We start from the raw sequence: 14,659 nt of genomic DNA on the forward strand, positions 1-14,659 counted from the left end.
AAACTTGTGCTGCGCCGGCCTGGTGGCCTGAGCGGTGTGCCCAGGACCCGATCCCATCTCGAACTCGGCCGTCAAACGCACCAGCGCCCATGGTACTGTGTCTCAAGACACGGGAGAGTCGGTCGCCGCCAGGCCTGCCCAGCACAAGATCTCACTGACCTCACCCCATTCCCTCGACACCAGCCGATCCGACCGACCCACACGGTCCCACATCTCGGCGCGGGGTGGAGCAGCCCGGTAGCTCGTCAGGCTCATAACCTGAAGGTCGCTGGTTCAAATCCAGCCCCCGCAACCAAACACAACACACAACACAGCAAACCCCATCACACCGAGCCCCGTGCCCCCGCACGGGGCGTTCCGTCGTTCCCAAACCCAACACCACCCGACAGGCGCGCCTCCGGGAGCGCGCCTGAACCCGAAAGCGGGGGAGGGGAGGGGGCTCGACGCCCGTCTCGCTCGGATCGGTCGGTCGCCTTGAGAATCCGCGCCTCGACCATCGCGGCGTCGGCGTTCATCGTCTCAGCCCGGCCCAGACCGGCCTTCGTCAGCGCACCGAACTGTGCCCAGAAACCGACGGCTCCGGCGTTGACGGCAACGCGCGATGCTCCGCCCGGCTGGATGGGCCTCGCAGGCCTGCTCGCGTCCCTCGGTCGCGACGGCTTGCGAAACCGCCCGCAAGTCCCTCGCGTTGTGCCGCCGAATCTCGAATCAGGGAGGTGGTCATGATCCGCATTCGTGGAACGCTCCGCGGCGCCCTCGTGGTGGCCCTCGGCCTCGCCGCACCATCGATTCAGGCGCAGACGCTGGCGACTTCGGCCGTGCCGAGTCTGCCCTTTCCCGGCACGACAATACCGGCCGGAACCCTCGGCATCGCCGATGCCGGCGGACTGGGCTTCTCCGGCATTCTGCCTCCGGGCGGCATCGCCGCCTTCAGTGGAGCGATCCGGACCGGCGGCCTGACCAATCCGGGTGGGCTCAGCTTCGGTGGGGGAGGGGGCCTGCGCGGGTTCTCCGCGCTTCCCGGCACCGGGCTCACATCCGACATCGGCGCCGGGATAAGCTCCGGCTCCGTCGGCGGCACGGGCGCAGGGATCGGAGCGGGAATATCCGGCGCCGGCCTCGCATCGAGCCTCGATACGGGCTTGACCACCGGCTCCATCGGCGGGGCGGGCACGGGCCTCGGGGCCAGCGCCCGGAGCGGCATCCTCGATCCGAACCGCCTGACGCCGGGTGTCGGCGGGGGCGGCGCGCCGGCCGGCGCCGGTACGGCGGGGGCATCGAGCGCGGTCGATGCCTATACCGACTCATTCGACGGGCGCGGTCTTCCGTGATCGACCGGCGCGTCGTCCACAAGCTTGAGGCATTGCGGTAAGGTCTCGTTAACCGTCCTCGGTTGTTCTATCTTCGTTCTCGTTTCGAGTCGGAGAGAGACCATGCCCCAGCGCCAGCCCGCCGCGCCTCGCCCCATCGATCGCGGCGCCGCCGATCCCGCTTGCCCCGTCGAGGACATCGCTCAGGCCTATCTCGTCACCGCTCACGGCGATGCCGGACTGGCGCTCCGCTGCGCCATCACCGACGCCCTGTCGGATCTGATGGAAGCGGAGCGCCGCGCCCGCGAGAACAGCCGGCTGATCTCCCGCGGCTATGTCCGCAACGCCGCCCGGGGGTGAGATTGCGCAGAGGCGGTTGAAGCGGAGCCGCGTCGACGCATCTAACCGCAAAGCCTTCCGAGTTCGGAGTTTTCCAAGCGATGCGCCTGCGCCCGGCCGTATTTCTGGCAAGTGCCGTCCTGCTGGCCTCCGCCCCCGCGGCGCGGGCCGAACTGCTCATCAGCGTCGACAAGGACGCCCAGCGGATGAGCGTCGCGGTCGATGGCCAGACTCGCTACACGTGGCCGGTTTCGACCGGCGTCGCGGGCCACGACACGCCGAACGGCGGCTACAAGCCGTTCCGGATGGAGGCGACCCACTTCTCGCGGGAATGGGACAACGCGCCGATGCCGCACGCGATCTTCTTCACCCAGGTCGGCCACGCCATCCACGGCACCACCCACACCCGCCGCCTCGGCACTGCGGCTTCTCATGGATGCGTGCGCCTTTCGCAGCGCAACGCCGCGACCCTGTTCGCCTTGGTGAAGCAGCAGAAGATGGCCAACACCCGCGTGGTGATCGAGGGCAGCGTCGGCGACGCCCCGGTCGCCGACGTGCATCGACCCGCACCGGAGCGGACTGCGCGCCGCTATGGCGGCGAGGAGGGCGTAGTCGTGCGCTCCCGCGGCGCGGCGTGGGACGACGACCTCTACGCGCCGGCCCCGCGGCGGGGGCGGGACCCGTTCGACGATCCCTACGCGAGGGCCCCTGTAGGATACGGCGACGTTTACTAGAGGATCGTCCTGGATATCGGATCCAGGACGATCCTCTACGCCCTGGTGCCGCATAGGCTTTTTCTGAAAGCCGGTTCCCATCGTTCGTGCCGATGCTCTCATCGAGCGGCACGCCTCAGTTCGAGGCCGCCGCCCCGCTCACCCGCCACACCGCGTTCCCGACATCGTCCGTCACCAGCAGCGCCCCGGTCTTGTCGAGCGCCACGCCCACCGGACGGCCCTGAGCCTTCTCGTCGACGTCGAGGAAGCCAGTCAGGACATCGACCGGCGCGCCCGCAGGTTTGCCGTCCTTGAATGGAATGTAGATCACCTTGTAGCCGCTCTTCGGCCGGCGGTTCCACGAGCCGTGCTGGGCGACGAACAGGCCGGTTTTCCATGCCTCCGGCAGGCTGGAGCCCGCCGAGAAGGCGATGCCGAGGGAGGCCGTGTGCGTGCCGACGGCGTAGTCGGGCGCGATCGCCTTGGCCACGAGGTCGGGCTGCGGCGGCTGGACCCGTGCGTCGGCGTGCCGGCCCCAATAGCTCCAGGGCCAGCCGTAGAATCCGCCTTCCTGGACGTGGGTGACGTAGTCCGGCACGAGGTCGCTGCCGATCTCGTCGCGCTCGTTGACGGCGGTCCAGAGCGCACCGCTCGTCGGCTCGAAGGCGAGCCCGTTGGGGTTGCGCAGGCCCGTCGCATATTCCCGCATCGCCTTCGTGGCGACCGTGTATTCCCAGATCGCCGCGCGGCCCTTCTCGATGTCGAGGCCGTTCTCGCCGACATTGCTGTTCGAGCCGACGGTGACGAACAGCTTTTGTCCGTCGGGACTCGCGATGACGTTCTTCGTCCAATGGTGATTGATGCCCGAGGGCAAGTCGGCGACCTTTTCCGGGCGCGCCGTGATCTCGGTCTGCCCGTCCGTGTAGGGCACACGCACCAACGCGTCGGCATTGGCGACGTAGAGGTCGGAGCCGACCAGCGCCATGCCGAAGGGCGAGGTGAGATCTTTGAGGAGGACGTGGCGCTCCTCCGCGACGCCGTCGCCGTCCCGGTCGCGGAGGAGTACGATGCGGTCGGGGCTGTCGACGCCCGCGCCCGCGAGGCCCTTCACCTTGTCGGCGACCCAGTCGGCGAGGCCGGTGCTCTTGTCGCCGGATTTCGGGGCGTTGCTCTCGGCCACCAGCACGTCGCCGTTCGGCAGACGATAAGGCCAGCGCGGATGGTTGAGGCCGGTGGCGAAGGCCGCGACCGTGAGTCCCGGCGCGGCCTTCGGCGTCGCGCCCTCCGCCCAGGGGGCGATGCGGGCGATGTTGACGGTGGGCATCAGCGTCGGGTTCGGGGCCGGCAGGGTCGGGTTCGGACCGGTGCCGGCGGCGAAATCGAGCGTCGCGCGCTCCGGATACATCACGAAGCGCGTGAAGGCGGCCCCGCCCGCCAGCGCGAGGACGAGGGCGGCGAGTCCGACTTTGGCGGCTGTGCGCATGGGACCCTCAGAGCGCGGGCGTGGCGGCGGCTTCGTTCGCGCCGGGATGGCGGCGGGTCGAGTAGTAGAGGCCGATGGCGTTCCAGAACGCGTCGCGCTGCTCGGTGGTGAAGCGCTGGAGCGCGGCGTCGAGGGCGGCACGGCCGGCGGTGGCGGCCTCCTCGCGCAGACGCTCGTCGAACGCTTCGAGCGGGGGAGACGCCGTGTCCGAGACGGCCGATCCGGTTGCCGTTGCCATGGCTCATCCTTCCCGCGAGCGAAGTCCAAGACTCCTCAACGCCTAAGCTCGCCGACCGTTCATTGTCGGATGCGATCCTGCCGCGGTCGGGCCCGTGTGCGAAAAGACACACCACCCCGGATTCGGCATCCAGGCTTAACCATACCTTTGCACCTGGCGGGCAATGGGTTCAGCTTAAGCGTACGAGCCGTCCTTCCATGCCCTCTGCCCAGCTCCGGGGAGCCTGAATGCGCAACGACCGTCACCTCCGCCTCGCCTGCCTCGCCGCCCTCGCGGCCGCCGGTTCGAGCCTTGGGGGGTGCGGTGTGTTCCGTCCGCAGCAGGAGCTGACCACCGGCTCGATCGCGGCGAACGCCAAGGTCGTCCAGACGCCGACCGCCGCCGACAAGGAGTGCCTCGCCCGGGCGATGTATTTCGAATCGAACCGCTCCGACGAGGACGGGCTGCTGGCCGTCGGCACGGTGGTGATGAACCGCCTCGACGCGCCGGCCTATCCGGGCCGGATCTGCGAGGTGGTCGGCCAGAAGCGGCAATTCGCCAACGGCGTGCTGACGAAGCCGGTGCGCGAGCAGGATCGGCCGCGGCTCGAGAAGGTCGCCGACCTGCTCCTGTCCGGCAAGCGTCACGATGGCGTCGGTCAGGCGCTGCACTTCCACACCGCCGGCTACAGCTTCCCCTACACCAACATGCACTACGTCGTCGCCGCGGGCGGCAACGTGTTCTACGAGAAGAGCGACCGCGAGGGCTATCTTCCGGCGATCCGTCCCCGCGCCGTGGTGCAGGTCGCCTCCGGCCGCGTGCTGCCGCTCCAGGTCGCCGCCGCGCAATCGGGCATGATCGGCCTGCCGCTGACCGGCCGCGTCCAGCCGACGCTGACCGCCGACTACACCGTGCCGGATCTGCGCCTCGCCGGCCCGGCCCGCTACGCTTCGGTTCCGGGCCGAAACTGAGTCTTGGATCTGCGTCGCCCCCGACCTGCGGTCGGGTTCGATGCGCCCGCCGGACGGCCGAAGCCCCGCCGTCGCGTGGGCGGACGGCGGCTCCGCCACCGTCCGAGGCTAACGCCAGCCGGAGTTACGCATAGGGCAGGTTGTCGCCCCGCCCCTTTGCGACAGGCTCCCCGAGGCCTTAGATCGAGGTGGCGCCCGGGCCGTCCGCCGGGATCACGAGCGCTCGTCCCCCATCATGGCCGTCGTCCTCGATCTCCTCACCAACGACACGCGTCCGAAGCAGGCCGCGCGTCCGCGCCACCCTGAGAAGGCGCATCGGCCCGACACGGCGATCCAGCGCAAGCCCGACTGGATCCGGGTGAAGGCGCCGGGCTCGAAGCTCTGGGCCGAGACCAAGGACATCGTCCGCGCCAACGGCCTCGTCACCGTCTGCGAGGAGGCAGGCTGCCCCAATATCGGCGAGTGCTGGGAGAAGCGCCACGCCACCTTCATGATCATGGGCGACACCTGCACCCGCGCGTGTTCGTTCTGCAACGTGCGCACGGGCCTGCCGGAAGGGCTGGATGCGGCCGAGCCGCAGAAGGTGGCCGATGCCGTGGCCAAGCTCGGGCTGCACCATGTCGTTGTCACCTCGGTCGATCGCGACGACCTCAAGGACGGCGGCGCCGCGCATTTCGCGCAGACCATCGCGGCGATCCGGCAGGCGAGCCCCGGCACCACCATCGAGATCCTGACGCCGGACTTCCTGCGCAAACCCGGTGCGCTCGAAACCGTGGTTGCGGCCCGGCCCGACGTGTTCAACCACAATCTCGAAACCGTGCCCGGCAAGTACGTCACCGTGCGGCCCGGCGCCCGCTACTTCCATTCCGTTCGGCTGCTGCAGCGGGTGAAGGAGTTGGACCCGACCATCTTCACCAAGTCCGGCATCATGGTGGGCCTGGGCGAGGAGCGGAACGAGGTCGTGCAGCTGATGGATGACCTGCGCTCGGCGGACGTCGATTTCCTCACCATCGGCCAGTACCTGCAGCCGACGCGCAAGCATCACGAAGTCGTGCGCTTCGTGCCGCCGGACGAGTTCAAGGCCTATGAAACCACGGCCTATGCCAAGGGTTTCCTGCTCGTCTCGGCCACCCCGCTGACGCGCTCCTCCCACCATGCGGGCGAGGACTTCGCCCGGTTGAAGGCAGCCCGCCTCGCCAAGCTCGGGCCGGTCCCGCACACCGCCACCGCCTGAGCCGCCATGCCGTCTTTCCGTATCACGAGGAACGTGCGCCACACGGCCACGCAGATGTACGACCTCGTGGCCGATATCGAGCGCTATCCCGAGTTTCTGCCGCTGTGCGAATCGCTGCGGGTGCTGCGCGATGCGGAGGGACCGAACGGCACCACCGTGCGCGTCGCCGAGATGGGGGTCGGCTACAAGGCGATCCGCGAGCGCTTCACCACCCGGGTCTCCCTCGACCCGCAGAACCGGAAGATCACGGCCGAGTACATCGACGGTCCGTTCCGCCACCTCGAGAACCGCTGGAGTTTTCGCGACGACGGCCGGGGCGGCTGCGACGTCGATTTCTTCATCACCTACGAGTTCAAGAGCCGCACGCTGGGGCTCCTGATGGGCACGATGTTCGACCGCGCCTTCCGCAAGTTTACCGACGCCTTCGAGAGCCGGGCCCGCACGATCTACGGCGCGCCGGCCTGATTCTTTCTGAGTGAATCGCGGGTGCTCTCCTCCCCACAAGGGGGAGGTGACAGGCCCGCTCGACGCGACGGCGCGTCTCCTGCCTGTGCGGTGAAGTTGCGGTAGGCTCACCCGCCCATCCGTGAAAAGGCTCTGCCGATGGATTCCGCGCCCGGTCCGCGCTTCCAGGCCGCTTACGCCCCGGACGACGCCGCGCTCGCCGAGACGCTGCTGCGCGAGGCGGTGCTGCCGCCGGAAGCCGAGCCGGGCGTCGATGCGCTGGCCGCCGACCTGATCGCCGCGATCCGCAGCGAGGCCGGGCACGGCGCCGTCGAGACGCTGCTGCAGGAATACGCCCTCACCACCCGCGAGGGGCTGGCGTTGATGAGCCTCGCCGAGGCGCTGCTGCGCGTGCCCGACGCGGCCACCGCCGACCGTCTCATCGCCGACAAGCTGCGCGAGGGCGATTTCGCCCATCACGAAGTCCGCTCCGAGACTGGGCTCGCCCACGCCGCCGCCTGGGCACTGGGGCTCGGCGCCCGACTCGTCGGCGTCGGGGACACGCCGGAGGCGACGCTCGCCGGGCTGGTCGGACGCCTCGGCCGTCCGGCGGTGCGGGCCGCGGCGCATCGCGCCATGCGGATCATGGGCGGCCAGTTCGTGCTGGCCGAAGACATCGGCGCGGCGTTGCGCCGGGCCAAGGCCGGACCGACAGACCTCAGATATTCCTTCGACATGCTGGGAGAGGGGGCCCGCACGGCGGACGACGCCGAGGCCTACCGCCTGTCCTACGCCCGTGCGATCGAGCGGATCGGCCGCGAGGCAGGCGACGCCGCGCTACCGGCGCGACCGGGCATCTCCGTGAAGCTCTCGGCGCTCCATCCGCGCTACGCGCCGACGCAGAGGCCGCGGGTGATGGCCGAGCTGGTGCCGGTGGTGCTGGATCTGGCCCGCGCGGCGCGCGCGCACGACCTCAACTTCACCGTGGATGCCGAGGAGGCCGAGCGGCTCGAATTGTCCCTCGACGTGTTCACCGTCGTGCTGGCCGACCCGTCGCTCGCCGGCTGGGACGGGTTCGGGCTGGCGGTGCAGGCCTATTCCAAGCGCTGCCTGCCGGTCATCGAGCATGTCGCGGCCTTGGCCCGGCATCACGACCGGCGGCTGATGGTGCGCCTCGTCAAGGGCGCCTATTGGGACGGCGAGGTGAAGGCGGCGCAAGGCCAGGGCCTGCCCGACTTCCCCGTCTTCACCCGCAAGCCGATGACGGATCTGAGCTATCTCGCCGCCGCCCGGCGGCTGCTGGCACAGAGGCCGCGGCTTTTCCCGCAATTCGCCACCCACAATGCGCTCACCGTGGCGAGCGTGCTGGCGCTGGCCGGCGACGCGGCGGGGTTCGAGTTCCAGCGCCTGCACGGCATGGGCGAGGCCCTTTACGCGCGGCTGGCCGCGGTGAGGCCCGGCCTCGGCTGCCGCGTCTATGCGCCGGTCGGCGGGCATCGCGAGTTGCTGGCCTATCTGGTGCGTCGGCTGTTGGAGAACGGCGCCAACGCCTCCTTCGTCGCCCGCGCCGCGGATCCGACGGTACCGGTCGCGCGCCTGCTCGCCCGCCCGCAGGCGCTGATCGAGACGCCCGCGCTCGCCCGCCACCCGAAGATCCCGCGTCCCCGCGACCTGTTCGGACCGGAGCGGCGCAACAGCGAGGGGCTCGCCTTCGGCGACCGGGCCGCGGTGGAGGCGCTTCGCACCGGGGTCGCCCGCGTCACCGGGCCGTTCGCGGCGGCGCCGATCCTCGATGGCCGGGAGGTGGAGGGCCGGACGCGGACGGTGGCGAGCCCCATCGACGGCGCGAGCCTCGGCACCGTGACGGAGGCCGACGCCGCCATGGCGGCACGCGCGATGGACGCTGCCGCCCACGGATTTTCGGATTGGGCCGCCACCCCCGCCGAGACCCGCGCCGCCTGCCTGGAGCGGGCCGCGAACGCCTTCGAGGCCGACCGCGACACACTCCTCCATCTGCTTCAGGCCGAGGCGGGCAAGACGCTGGACGACGCCATCGCCGAGTGGCGCGAAGCCATCGACTTCCTGCGCTACTACGCGGCGGAAGGCCGAAAGCTGTTTGCCGCGCCTGTCGCCCTGCCGGGGCCGGCGGGTGAAGCGAACACGCTGGCCCTGCACGGACGCGGCGTCTTCGCAGCGATCTCGCCGTGGAATTTTCCGCTCGCGATCTTCTCCGGTCAGATCGCCGCCGCCCTGATGGCCGGCAACGCGGTCGTGGCTAAGCCGGCGCCGCAGACGCCGCTCGTCGCCGACCGCGCGTTGCGCCTGCTGCACGGCGCCGGCATCCCGGCCGGCGCGCTGCACCTCGTCCCCGGCGGTCCCGAAGCGGGGGCGGCGCTGATCGGACATCCGGCGCTTGCCGGCGTGGTCTTCACCGGCTCGACCGCGACGGCGCGGGCGATCAACCGGGCGCTGGCCGAACGCGACGGCGCGATCCTGCCGCTGATCGCCGAAACCGGCGGCATCAACGCGATGATCGTCGACGCCACGGCGCTCCCCGAGCAGGTCGCCGACGATGTCGTCGCCTCCGCCTTCCGCTCCGCCGGGCAGCGCTGCTCGGCCCTGCGCCTGCTCCTCGTCCAGGAGGATGTGGCAGAAGGGATGATCGCGACCCTCGTCGGTGCCGCTCGCGGGTTGCGCTTGGGCGACCCACGCGACCTTGCCACCGATCTCGGCCCCGTCATCGATGGGCAGGCCAAGGCCCGGCTCGACGCGCACATCGCCCGGATGGGCCGGGAGGCTCGCACGCACCTCGCCGGGACCGCGCCGTCGGGCCTCTTCGTCGCGCCCCACATCTTCGAGATCGGATCGGTCGCCGATCTGCGCGAAGAGGTGTTCGGGCCGATCCTCCACATCGTCCGTTATCCCGTCGATGGGCTGGAGCGGGTGATCGAAGAGATTCGTGCCGCCGGCTACGGGCTGACGCTCGGCATCCATTCACGGATCGAGCGCACGTGGACGCGCATCGCGGCGGCGCTGCCCCACGGCAACGTCTACGTGAACCGCAACATGATCGGCGCGGTGGTCGGCAGCCAGCCCTTCGGCGGCACCGGTCTGTCCGGCACCGGCCCGAAGGCCGGCGGCCCGCATTACCTCACCCGCTTCGCCACCGAGCGGACGCTCACGGTCAACATGTCGGCCGCTGGCGGGAGCGTCGGGCTGCTCACCCTGGAGGGATGACGGCCGGCGGCCTCAATCCTCGACGACCTTCGCGACCGGCCGGTCGCTGCCGTCGGCGGTCTCGTCGTGCCATTGGCCGCGACCGTCCTGATAGCGGATGCCCTCGGTCGAGCCCGGCACCTGCTGCTCGGCCGCCGCCGCCTGGGCGGCTTCCAGGGCCTCCTGCCGGCTCGGGAAGGTCTCGGAGAAGACGTCGCCGACCTTGTAGGCGAAGCCGCCATCATGCTCGACGATGTGGTAGGTGACCTCGGTCATCGGTTCGAAATCTCGCTGGATCCGCAAAATGTGTCGGATCGCGAACCGATGGCGGTGGCGGTGGTTCCGCCGCCGCGCGCTCCGGCACCGGGATGGTGAACGGTCAATGCCGGGTCGGCGGACGCTGCGGCAGGCGTTCCACCGCGGCGCGACAGCCGGCGATGAGCGAGCCGCGCACATCCTCCGGGTCGAAGCCTGGCCCCTCGGGAAAGGCCAGGAGGTGGGCTTCCGCTGCCCCCTCGGGTCGGATGCGGGCGAGCCAGCCCTCGGGCGTGCGCTCGAAGCGGACCTCGTAGAGGATGCCGTCGTGCTCGAAGCTGTGCGGGTCCATTCATCGCGCCTTTGCGTCACGCCGACGGCGGCGCCGGCTGTCGCCATGTAGGAAGCCGCCCTATCCTGGCGCGAGAGTTGGCGGCATGTCCGCATCGTCTTTCTCGAAAAAGCCGGCGGTCACCTTTCGGGACGATGCTCCGGCCGTCACGGAACACGGATCGTCATGCGCCCCACGCTTCTCCTGCTCGTGCTCAGTGCCGGCCTGTCCGCCTCGCCCTGCGTCGGCCAGGGCGCGCCGCCCAATCCCTTCGCCTCGAACTACCCGTCGGCGCCGCCCAGCCTGGAACAGGCGGAGCGCGCCCGCGTGCGACAGGCGCGGCCCCGAACGCCGCGGCACGGCGAGCGGGGGCCGATCCCGCCCGCGCCGATCCCCAATCGCTGATCACGCCGAGCCGAGTTCGGCCACGATGGCGCTGACGATGCGGGGGTCGTTCGGCTCGATCTGCGTCGCGAAGGCGGCACGCAGGTCGCCGTCGCGGCCGACCAGATACTTGTGGAAGTTCCATTGCGGGGTCTGGCCCGGCTTCCGCTCCGCCGCCCAGCGGTAGAACGGATGGGCCGTGGGGCCGCGCACATGGGTCTTTTCGACCACCGGGAAGGTCACGCCGTGGTTCTTCTTGGCCGCCTCGGCGATGGCCACGCCGTCGAGGGGTTCCTGATTGCCGAAATCCGGCGAGGGGACCGCGATCACCGTGAGCCCACGGGGCCCGAAGCGGGTCCACAGCCCCTCCAGCCCGGAAAACTGCCCGGCATAGCCGCAGGCGGTGGCGGTGTTGACCACGAGGATCGGTTTGCCGGCATAGTCGGCGAGCGGCAGGGTGCCGCCGCCGGGTTTCTCGAAGGAGAAGGTCTCCGCCTTCACCTCCGAGGCGCGGGCGGCGCCGACCGCGGTGACGGCCAGCATCGCGAGACAATCGCGACGACGAATCAGCATCGAAAGCCTCCGGAACAGGGATTTGTCTCGGAGGCTGCCACAATTCGGGCCGTCCGCCCTACGGTTCGGATCGTCGCGGGGCGTCAGTTCGTCCGGGCCGCCAGAGCCTCGCGCACGGAGCGGGCCAGCGCGGTCTCGTCGCCGCCGACCGGCAGGGCGACGACATGCGGTGGAACCGCATCGAAGCCGTCGAAGGCCGCCGAATCGCCCGAGAACACGATGCCGAGATTGGGGCGCAGCGCCCGAGCCTCTTCGGCGAGGCGGGAGCAGCAGAGCGACCCGCGCAGATCCGCATCGGTGACGAGGACGTCGACGGGCAGGCCGAGCACGAGGACGGTGAGGGCATCGACCGCCGAATCGACCGTGGTGGCGTTGAAGCCGGCGCGGCGGACCTGCGCACCGATCTCGTCCCGCCATTGCTTGCGCCGGCCGGCGACGAGAACCTGGATGCCGTAGCAGCTTCGCTGCGCAGCCGCATCGCCGAGCGGGCGTGCGGCGCCGGCCGCAGCCTGAAAAGTTCCTTTTGCAGCAATGTCCTGATTGCTTCGCATGCCCTCAGATTAACAGATGAACCCCGAGGTTCAAGCGGTTCCAGAGTGCATTGCAAAAACCCATCGACAGGAGAGTTCGTTTCCCGGGCCGCAGCGTGGCGCCGTGTTGACGCCGGGCGCCGGCGGCGCAACAGAACGCGGCCCCCCGACACCGTCTTTCGGGGCTCCACAGCGGGGTTCATGGCGCTGTCGCGTTCGCATGCGACGGCGCCGCCTTTCGTATCCCCGCCGTGGCCAGACCGGAGCCGCTCGAACGATGTCCTCCACGCAAATCTCGCCGCTTGCGCCCGCGACCCAGCCGTCGCTGCCGGAGATCGCGGGCGTGCGCCTCGCCACGGCGCAGGCCGGCATCCGCTACAAGGGCCGCACCGACGTGCTCTACGTCGCGCTCGACGAGGGAACTCAGGTGGCCGGCGTGTTCACCCGCTCGCGCTGCCCCTCGGCGCCGGTGGATTGGTGCCGCGCCGCGCTGGAGGCCAAGGCCGGCGCCCGCGCTCTGGTGGTCAATTCCGGCAACGCCAACGCCTTCACCGGGCTCAAAGGCCGCGAGGCGGTGACGCTGACGGCGCAGATCGCCGGCCGGGCCGCCGATTGCGCACCGGAAGCCGTGATGATCGCCTCGACCGGCGTGATCGGCGAGCCCCTGGACGCCACCAAGTTCGAGGGCGTGCTGGCCGATTGCGCCGCCCGCGCCGTGCCGGGCGCCGCAGCCTGGAGCGAGGCCGCCCAAGCGATCATGACGACGGACACCTTCCCGAAGCTCGCGACCCGCAAAGCCGAGATCGCGGGGCAGACGGTGACGATCAACGGCATCGCCAAGGGGGCGGGCATGATCGCCCCCGACATGGCGACGATGCTGTCCTTCGTCTTCACCGACGCCGCGCTGCCGCAGGCGGTCTTGCAGGAGCTGCTGAGCGCGGGCACCAAGACCTCGTTCAACTGCGTCACCGTCGACGGCGACACCTCGACCTCGGACACGCTGCTGCTGTTCGCCACCGGTGCCGCGGACACCGAGGCGGTCGAGCGCGCCGACGATCCGCGCCTGGAAAACTTCCGGGCGGCGCTCGACGATCTGTTGATCGAGCTGGCCCAGCTCGTCGCCCGCGACGGCGAGGGCGCGCGCAAGCTCGTCACCGTACGGGTCGAGGGCGCGGAGAGCGACGCCTCCGCCCACCGGATCGCGATGTCGATCGCCAACTCGCCGCTGGTGAAGACCGCGGTGGCGGGCGAGGACGCCAATTGGGGCCGCGTCGTCATGGCGGTGGGCAAGGCCGGCGAGCCCGCCGACCGCGACCGCCTCGCGATCTGGTTCGGCGACGTGCGCGTGGCGGTCCAGGGCGCGCGCGATCCGGCCTATAGCGAGGAGGCGGCCAGCGCCGTGATGCGCGAGGCCGAGATCACCGTGCGGGTCGATCTCGGCCTCGGCCAGGGTACGGCGCGGGTCTGGACCTGCGACCTCACCAAGGCCTACGTCGAGATCAACGGAGATTACCGCTCGTGAAATACGCCCTCGCCGCCGCGCTGCTGCTCGTTCTCGCCGTCCCGGCCGCCGCCGACGACGAGGGCCGCATCCGCGTCATCGGCCGGGCCTCCTCCGAGCGGGCGCCGGACTTCGCCTCCATCGAGGTCGGGGTCGAGAGCCGGGGTGCCACCCCGGCCGCGGCGCTCGACGCCGCGAGCCGGGCCGCGAAGGGCGTGATGGCGACCGCCAAGGAAATGGGCGTGCCGGAGGCCGATATCGGCACGACCTCGCTCACGCTCCAGGCCCGCACCAAGCAGGTCGGTCAGCCCGACGGCAATGTGCGCGAGGTGCCCGACGGCTACACCGCAGGCAACCTCGTGCGGGTGCGCCTGGCCGAGATGGGCAAGCTCGGCGAGCTCCTGCGCCAGGCGCTCGATTCGGGCGCCAACCGGATCAACGGCATCGCCTTCGGCCTGCGCGATCCGGCGGCGGCCGAGGCCGACGTGCAGAGCGCGGCGATGAAGGATGCCCGCGCCCAGGCCGAGCGTCTCGCGGAGGCCGCGGGCGTGCGGCTCGGGGCCGCCATCGCCATTACGTCGCCGCCGCGGAGCGAAGGCGCCCGGCCCATGCCCTACGCGATGGCGGCGAGGGCCGCCGCGCCGAAGGGGCGGACCGCGGTGCCGATCGAGGCCGGCAGCATCGAGACGGCGGCGGAAGTCGAAGCCGTGTTCGCGATTGCCCGATGAGCGCCGCCCCGATGAGGCTCGTGCTCGTCGTCGCGGCGGCGCTCGTCGATGCCGACGGGCGCGTGCTGATGGCGCAACGGCCGGAGGGCAAGGCGCTCGCCGGCCTGTGGGAGTTTCCCGGCGGCAAGGTCGAGCCGGGGGAGCGGCCGGAAGAGACGCTGATCCGCGAACTGGCGGAAGAACTCGGCATCGAGGTGCGCGAGCCCTGCCTCGCGCCCCTCACCTTCGCCAGCCATGCCTACCCGGATTTCCACCTCCTGATGCCGCTCTACATCTGTCGGCGCTGGGAAGGGATTCCGCAGTCGCGCGAGGGGCAGGCCCTGCGCTGGCAACGTCCGGGGGCCTTGCGCGACCTGCCGATGCCGCCGGCCGACCTGCCGCTGATCCCCTTCCTGATCGATCTGCTCGGCCCCTGACGGGCCGATAGGGA

The 14,659-nt window shown here is 70.6% G+C and carries 17 protein-coding genes, 1 tRNA gene and 1 rRNA gene; 13 read left to right on the forward strand and 6 right to left on the reverse strand.

The window, feature by feature from the left end:
• Positions 1-18: 18 nt before the first annotated feature.
• The 5 genes from rrf to BM140_RS20870 all read left to right on the forward strand — a co-directional run bounded on the left by rrf (position 19) and on the right by BM140_RS20870 (position 2,383).
• A 5S ribosomal RNA gene (rrf, locus tag BM140_RS20850) occupies positions 19-134 on the forward strand.
• An 84-nt stretch (positions 135-218) separates the two neighbouring features.
• Positions 219-295, forward strand: a tRNA-Met gene (locus BM140_RS20855).
• 427 nt (positions 296-722) lie between these two features.
• The gene (locus BM140_RS20860) at positions 723-1,331 is read left to right on the forward strand and encodes a hypothetical protein (protein WP_091950713.1); all 609 of its coding nucleotides are present in this window, start codon (positions 723-725) and stop codon (positions 1,329-1,331) included.
• Positions 1,332-1,433: 102 nt separating this feature from the next.
• Positions 1,434-1,670 (forward strand): hypothetical protein, encoded by a 237-nt coding sequence (locus tag BM140_RS20865; RefSeq protein ID WP_091950715.1) that lies wholly within the window; start codon positions 1,434-1,436, stop codon positions 1,668-1,670.
• An 80-nt stretch (positions 1,671-1,750) separates the two neighbouring features.
• Positions 1,751-2,383 (forward strand): L,D-transpeptidase, encoded by a 633-nt coding sequence (locus BM140_RS20870; RefSeq protein ID WP_091950717.1) that lies wholly within the window; start codon positions 1,751-1,753, stop codon positions 2,381-2,383.
• Between the two features lie 115 nt (positions 2,384-2,498).
• On the opposite strand, the gene BM140_RS20875 is transcribed toward BM140_RS20870, so the two are convergent.
• Both BM140_RS20875 and BM140_RS20880 read right to left on the reverse strand, forming a co-directional pair.
• Positions 2,499-3,845: a PQQ-dependent sugar dehydrogenase gene (locus BM140_RS20875; protein ID WP_091950719.1), complete on the reverse strand. Its 1,347-nt coding sequence runs from the start codon at positions 3,843-3,845 to the stop codon at positions 2,499-2,501.
• A gap of 7 nt (positions 3,846-3,852) precedes the next feature.
• Complete coding sequence (locus tag BM140_RS20880; RefSeq protein ID WP_091950721.1) at positions 3,853-4,083, reverse strand: hypothetical protein; 231 nt, start codon at positions 4,081-4,083, stop codon at positions 3,853-3,855.
• A 227-nt stretch (positions 4,084-4,310) separates the two neighbouring features.
• Between BM140_RS20880 and BM140_RS20885 the strand changes: the two genes are divergently transcribed.
• The 4 genes from BM140_RS20885 (at position 4,311) to putA (ending at position 9,948) form a co-directional block, all read left to right on the forward strand.
• Positions 4,311-5,033 carry a cell wall hydrolase gene (locus BM140_RS20885; protein ID WP_091950723.1) on the forward strand — a complete coding sequence of 241 codons (723 nt, stop codon included), beginning with the start codon at positions 4,311-4,313 and terminating at the stop codon, positions 5,031-5,033.
• A gap of 235 nt (positions 5,034-5,268) precedes the next feature.
• Positions 5,269-6,267 (forward strand): lipoyl synthase, encoded by a 999-nt coding sequence (gene lipA / locus BM140_RS20890; protein WP_091950725.1) that lies wholly within the window; start codon positions 5,269-5,271, stop codon positions 6,265-6,267.
• Between the two features lie 6 nt (positions 6,268-6,273).
• On the forward strand, positions 6,274-6,732 hold the full coding sequence (locus tag BM140_RS20895) for a type II toxin-antitoxin system RatA family toxin (RefSeq protein WP_091950728.1): 459 nt from the start codon (positions 6,274-6,276) through the stop codon (positions 6,730-6,732).
• A gap of 138 nt (positions 6,733-6,870) precedes the next feature.
• Complete coding sequence (gene putA, locus BM140_RS20900) at positions 6,871-9,948, forward strand: bifunctional proline dehydrogenase/L-glutamate gamma-semialdehyde dehydrogenase PutA (RefSeq protein ID WP_091950730.1); 3,078 nt, start codon at positions 6,871-6,873, stop codon at positions 9,946-9,948.
• 12 nt (positions 9,949-9,960) lie between these two features.
• Here putA and BM140_RS20905 read toward each other — a convergent pair whose 3' ends face one another.
• On the reverse strand, positions 9,961-10,203 hold the full coding sequence (locus BM140_RS20905; RefSeq protein ID WP_091950732.1) for a DUF2188 domain-containing protein: 243 nt from the start codon (positions 10,201-10,203) through the stop codon (positions 9,961-9,963).
• A 103-nt stretch (positions 10,204-10,306) separates the two neighbouring features.
• Positions 10,307-10,534, reverse strand: coding sequence for a hypothetical protein (locus tag BM140_RS20910; protein WP_091950734.1), 228 nt, complete (start codon positions 10,532-10,534; stop codon positions 10,307-10,309).
• A 165-nt stretch (positions 10,535-10,699) separates the two neighbouring features.
• Here BM140_RS20910 and BM140_RS20915 point away from each other — a divergent pair, with 165 nt between their 5' ends.
• Positions 10,700-10,918, forward strand: a complete 219-nt coding sequence (locus BM140_RS20915; RefSeq protein ID WP_091950736.1) for a hypothetical protein — start codon at positions 10,700-10,702, stop codon at positions 10,916-10,918.
• Here the strand turns inward: BM140_RS20915 and BM140_RS20920 are convergent, their stop codons facing one another.
• Positions 10,919-11,470 carry a glutathione peroxidase gene (locus BM140_RS20920; RefSeq protein WP_091950738.1) on the reverse strand — a complete coding sequence of 184 codons (552 nt, stop codon included), beginning with the start codon at positions 11,468-11,470 and terminating at the stop codon, positions 10,919-10,921.
• 83 nt (positions 11,471-11,553) lie between these two features.
• On the reverse strand, positions 11,554-12,021 hold the full coding sequence (locus BM140_RS20925) for a response regulator (protein ID WP_244535550.1): 468 nt from the start codon (positions 12,019-12,021) through the stop codon (positions 11,554-11,556).
• 256 nt (positions 12,022-12,277) lie between these two features.
• Here BM140_RS20925 and argJ point away from each other — a divergent pair, with 256 nt between their 5' ends.
• The 3 genes from argJ to BM140_RS20940 are packed head-to-tail and all read left to right on the forward strand — an operon-like array spanning position 12,278 to position 14,645.
• Complete coding sequence (gene argJ / locus BM140_RS20930) at positions 12,278-13,522, forward strand: bifunctional glutamate N-acetyltransferase/amino-acid acetyltransferase ArgJ (RefSeq protein ID WP_091950740.1); 1,245 nt, start codon at positions 12,278-12,280, stop codon at positions 13,520-13,522.
• Entirely contained in the window at positions 13,519-14,229 is a 711-nt protein-coding gene (locus BM140_RS20935; RefSeq protein WP_091950743.1) for an SIMPL domain-containing protein, read from the forward strand. Before argJ ends, BM140_RS20935 begins: the two co-directional genes overlap by 4 nt.
• Positions 14,226-14,645, forward strand: coding sequence for a (deoxy)nucleoside triphosphate pyrophosphohydrolase (locus tag BM140_RS20940; RefSeq protein ID WP_091950747.1), 420 nt, complete (start codon positions 14,226-14,228; stop codon positions 14,643-14,645). Before BM140_RS20935 ends, BM140_RS20940 begins: the two co-directional genes overlap by 4 nt.
• Positions 14,646-14,659: the final 14 nt, after the last annotated feature.

It is taken from the genome of Methylorubrum salsuginis, from assembly GCF_900114375.1.
GTDB classification, from domain to species: domain Bacteria; phylum Pseudomonadota; class Alphaproteobacteria; order Rhizobiales; family Beijerinckiaceae; genus Methylobacterium; species Methylobacterium salsuginis.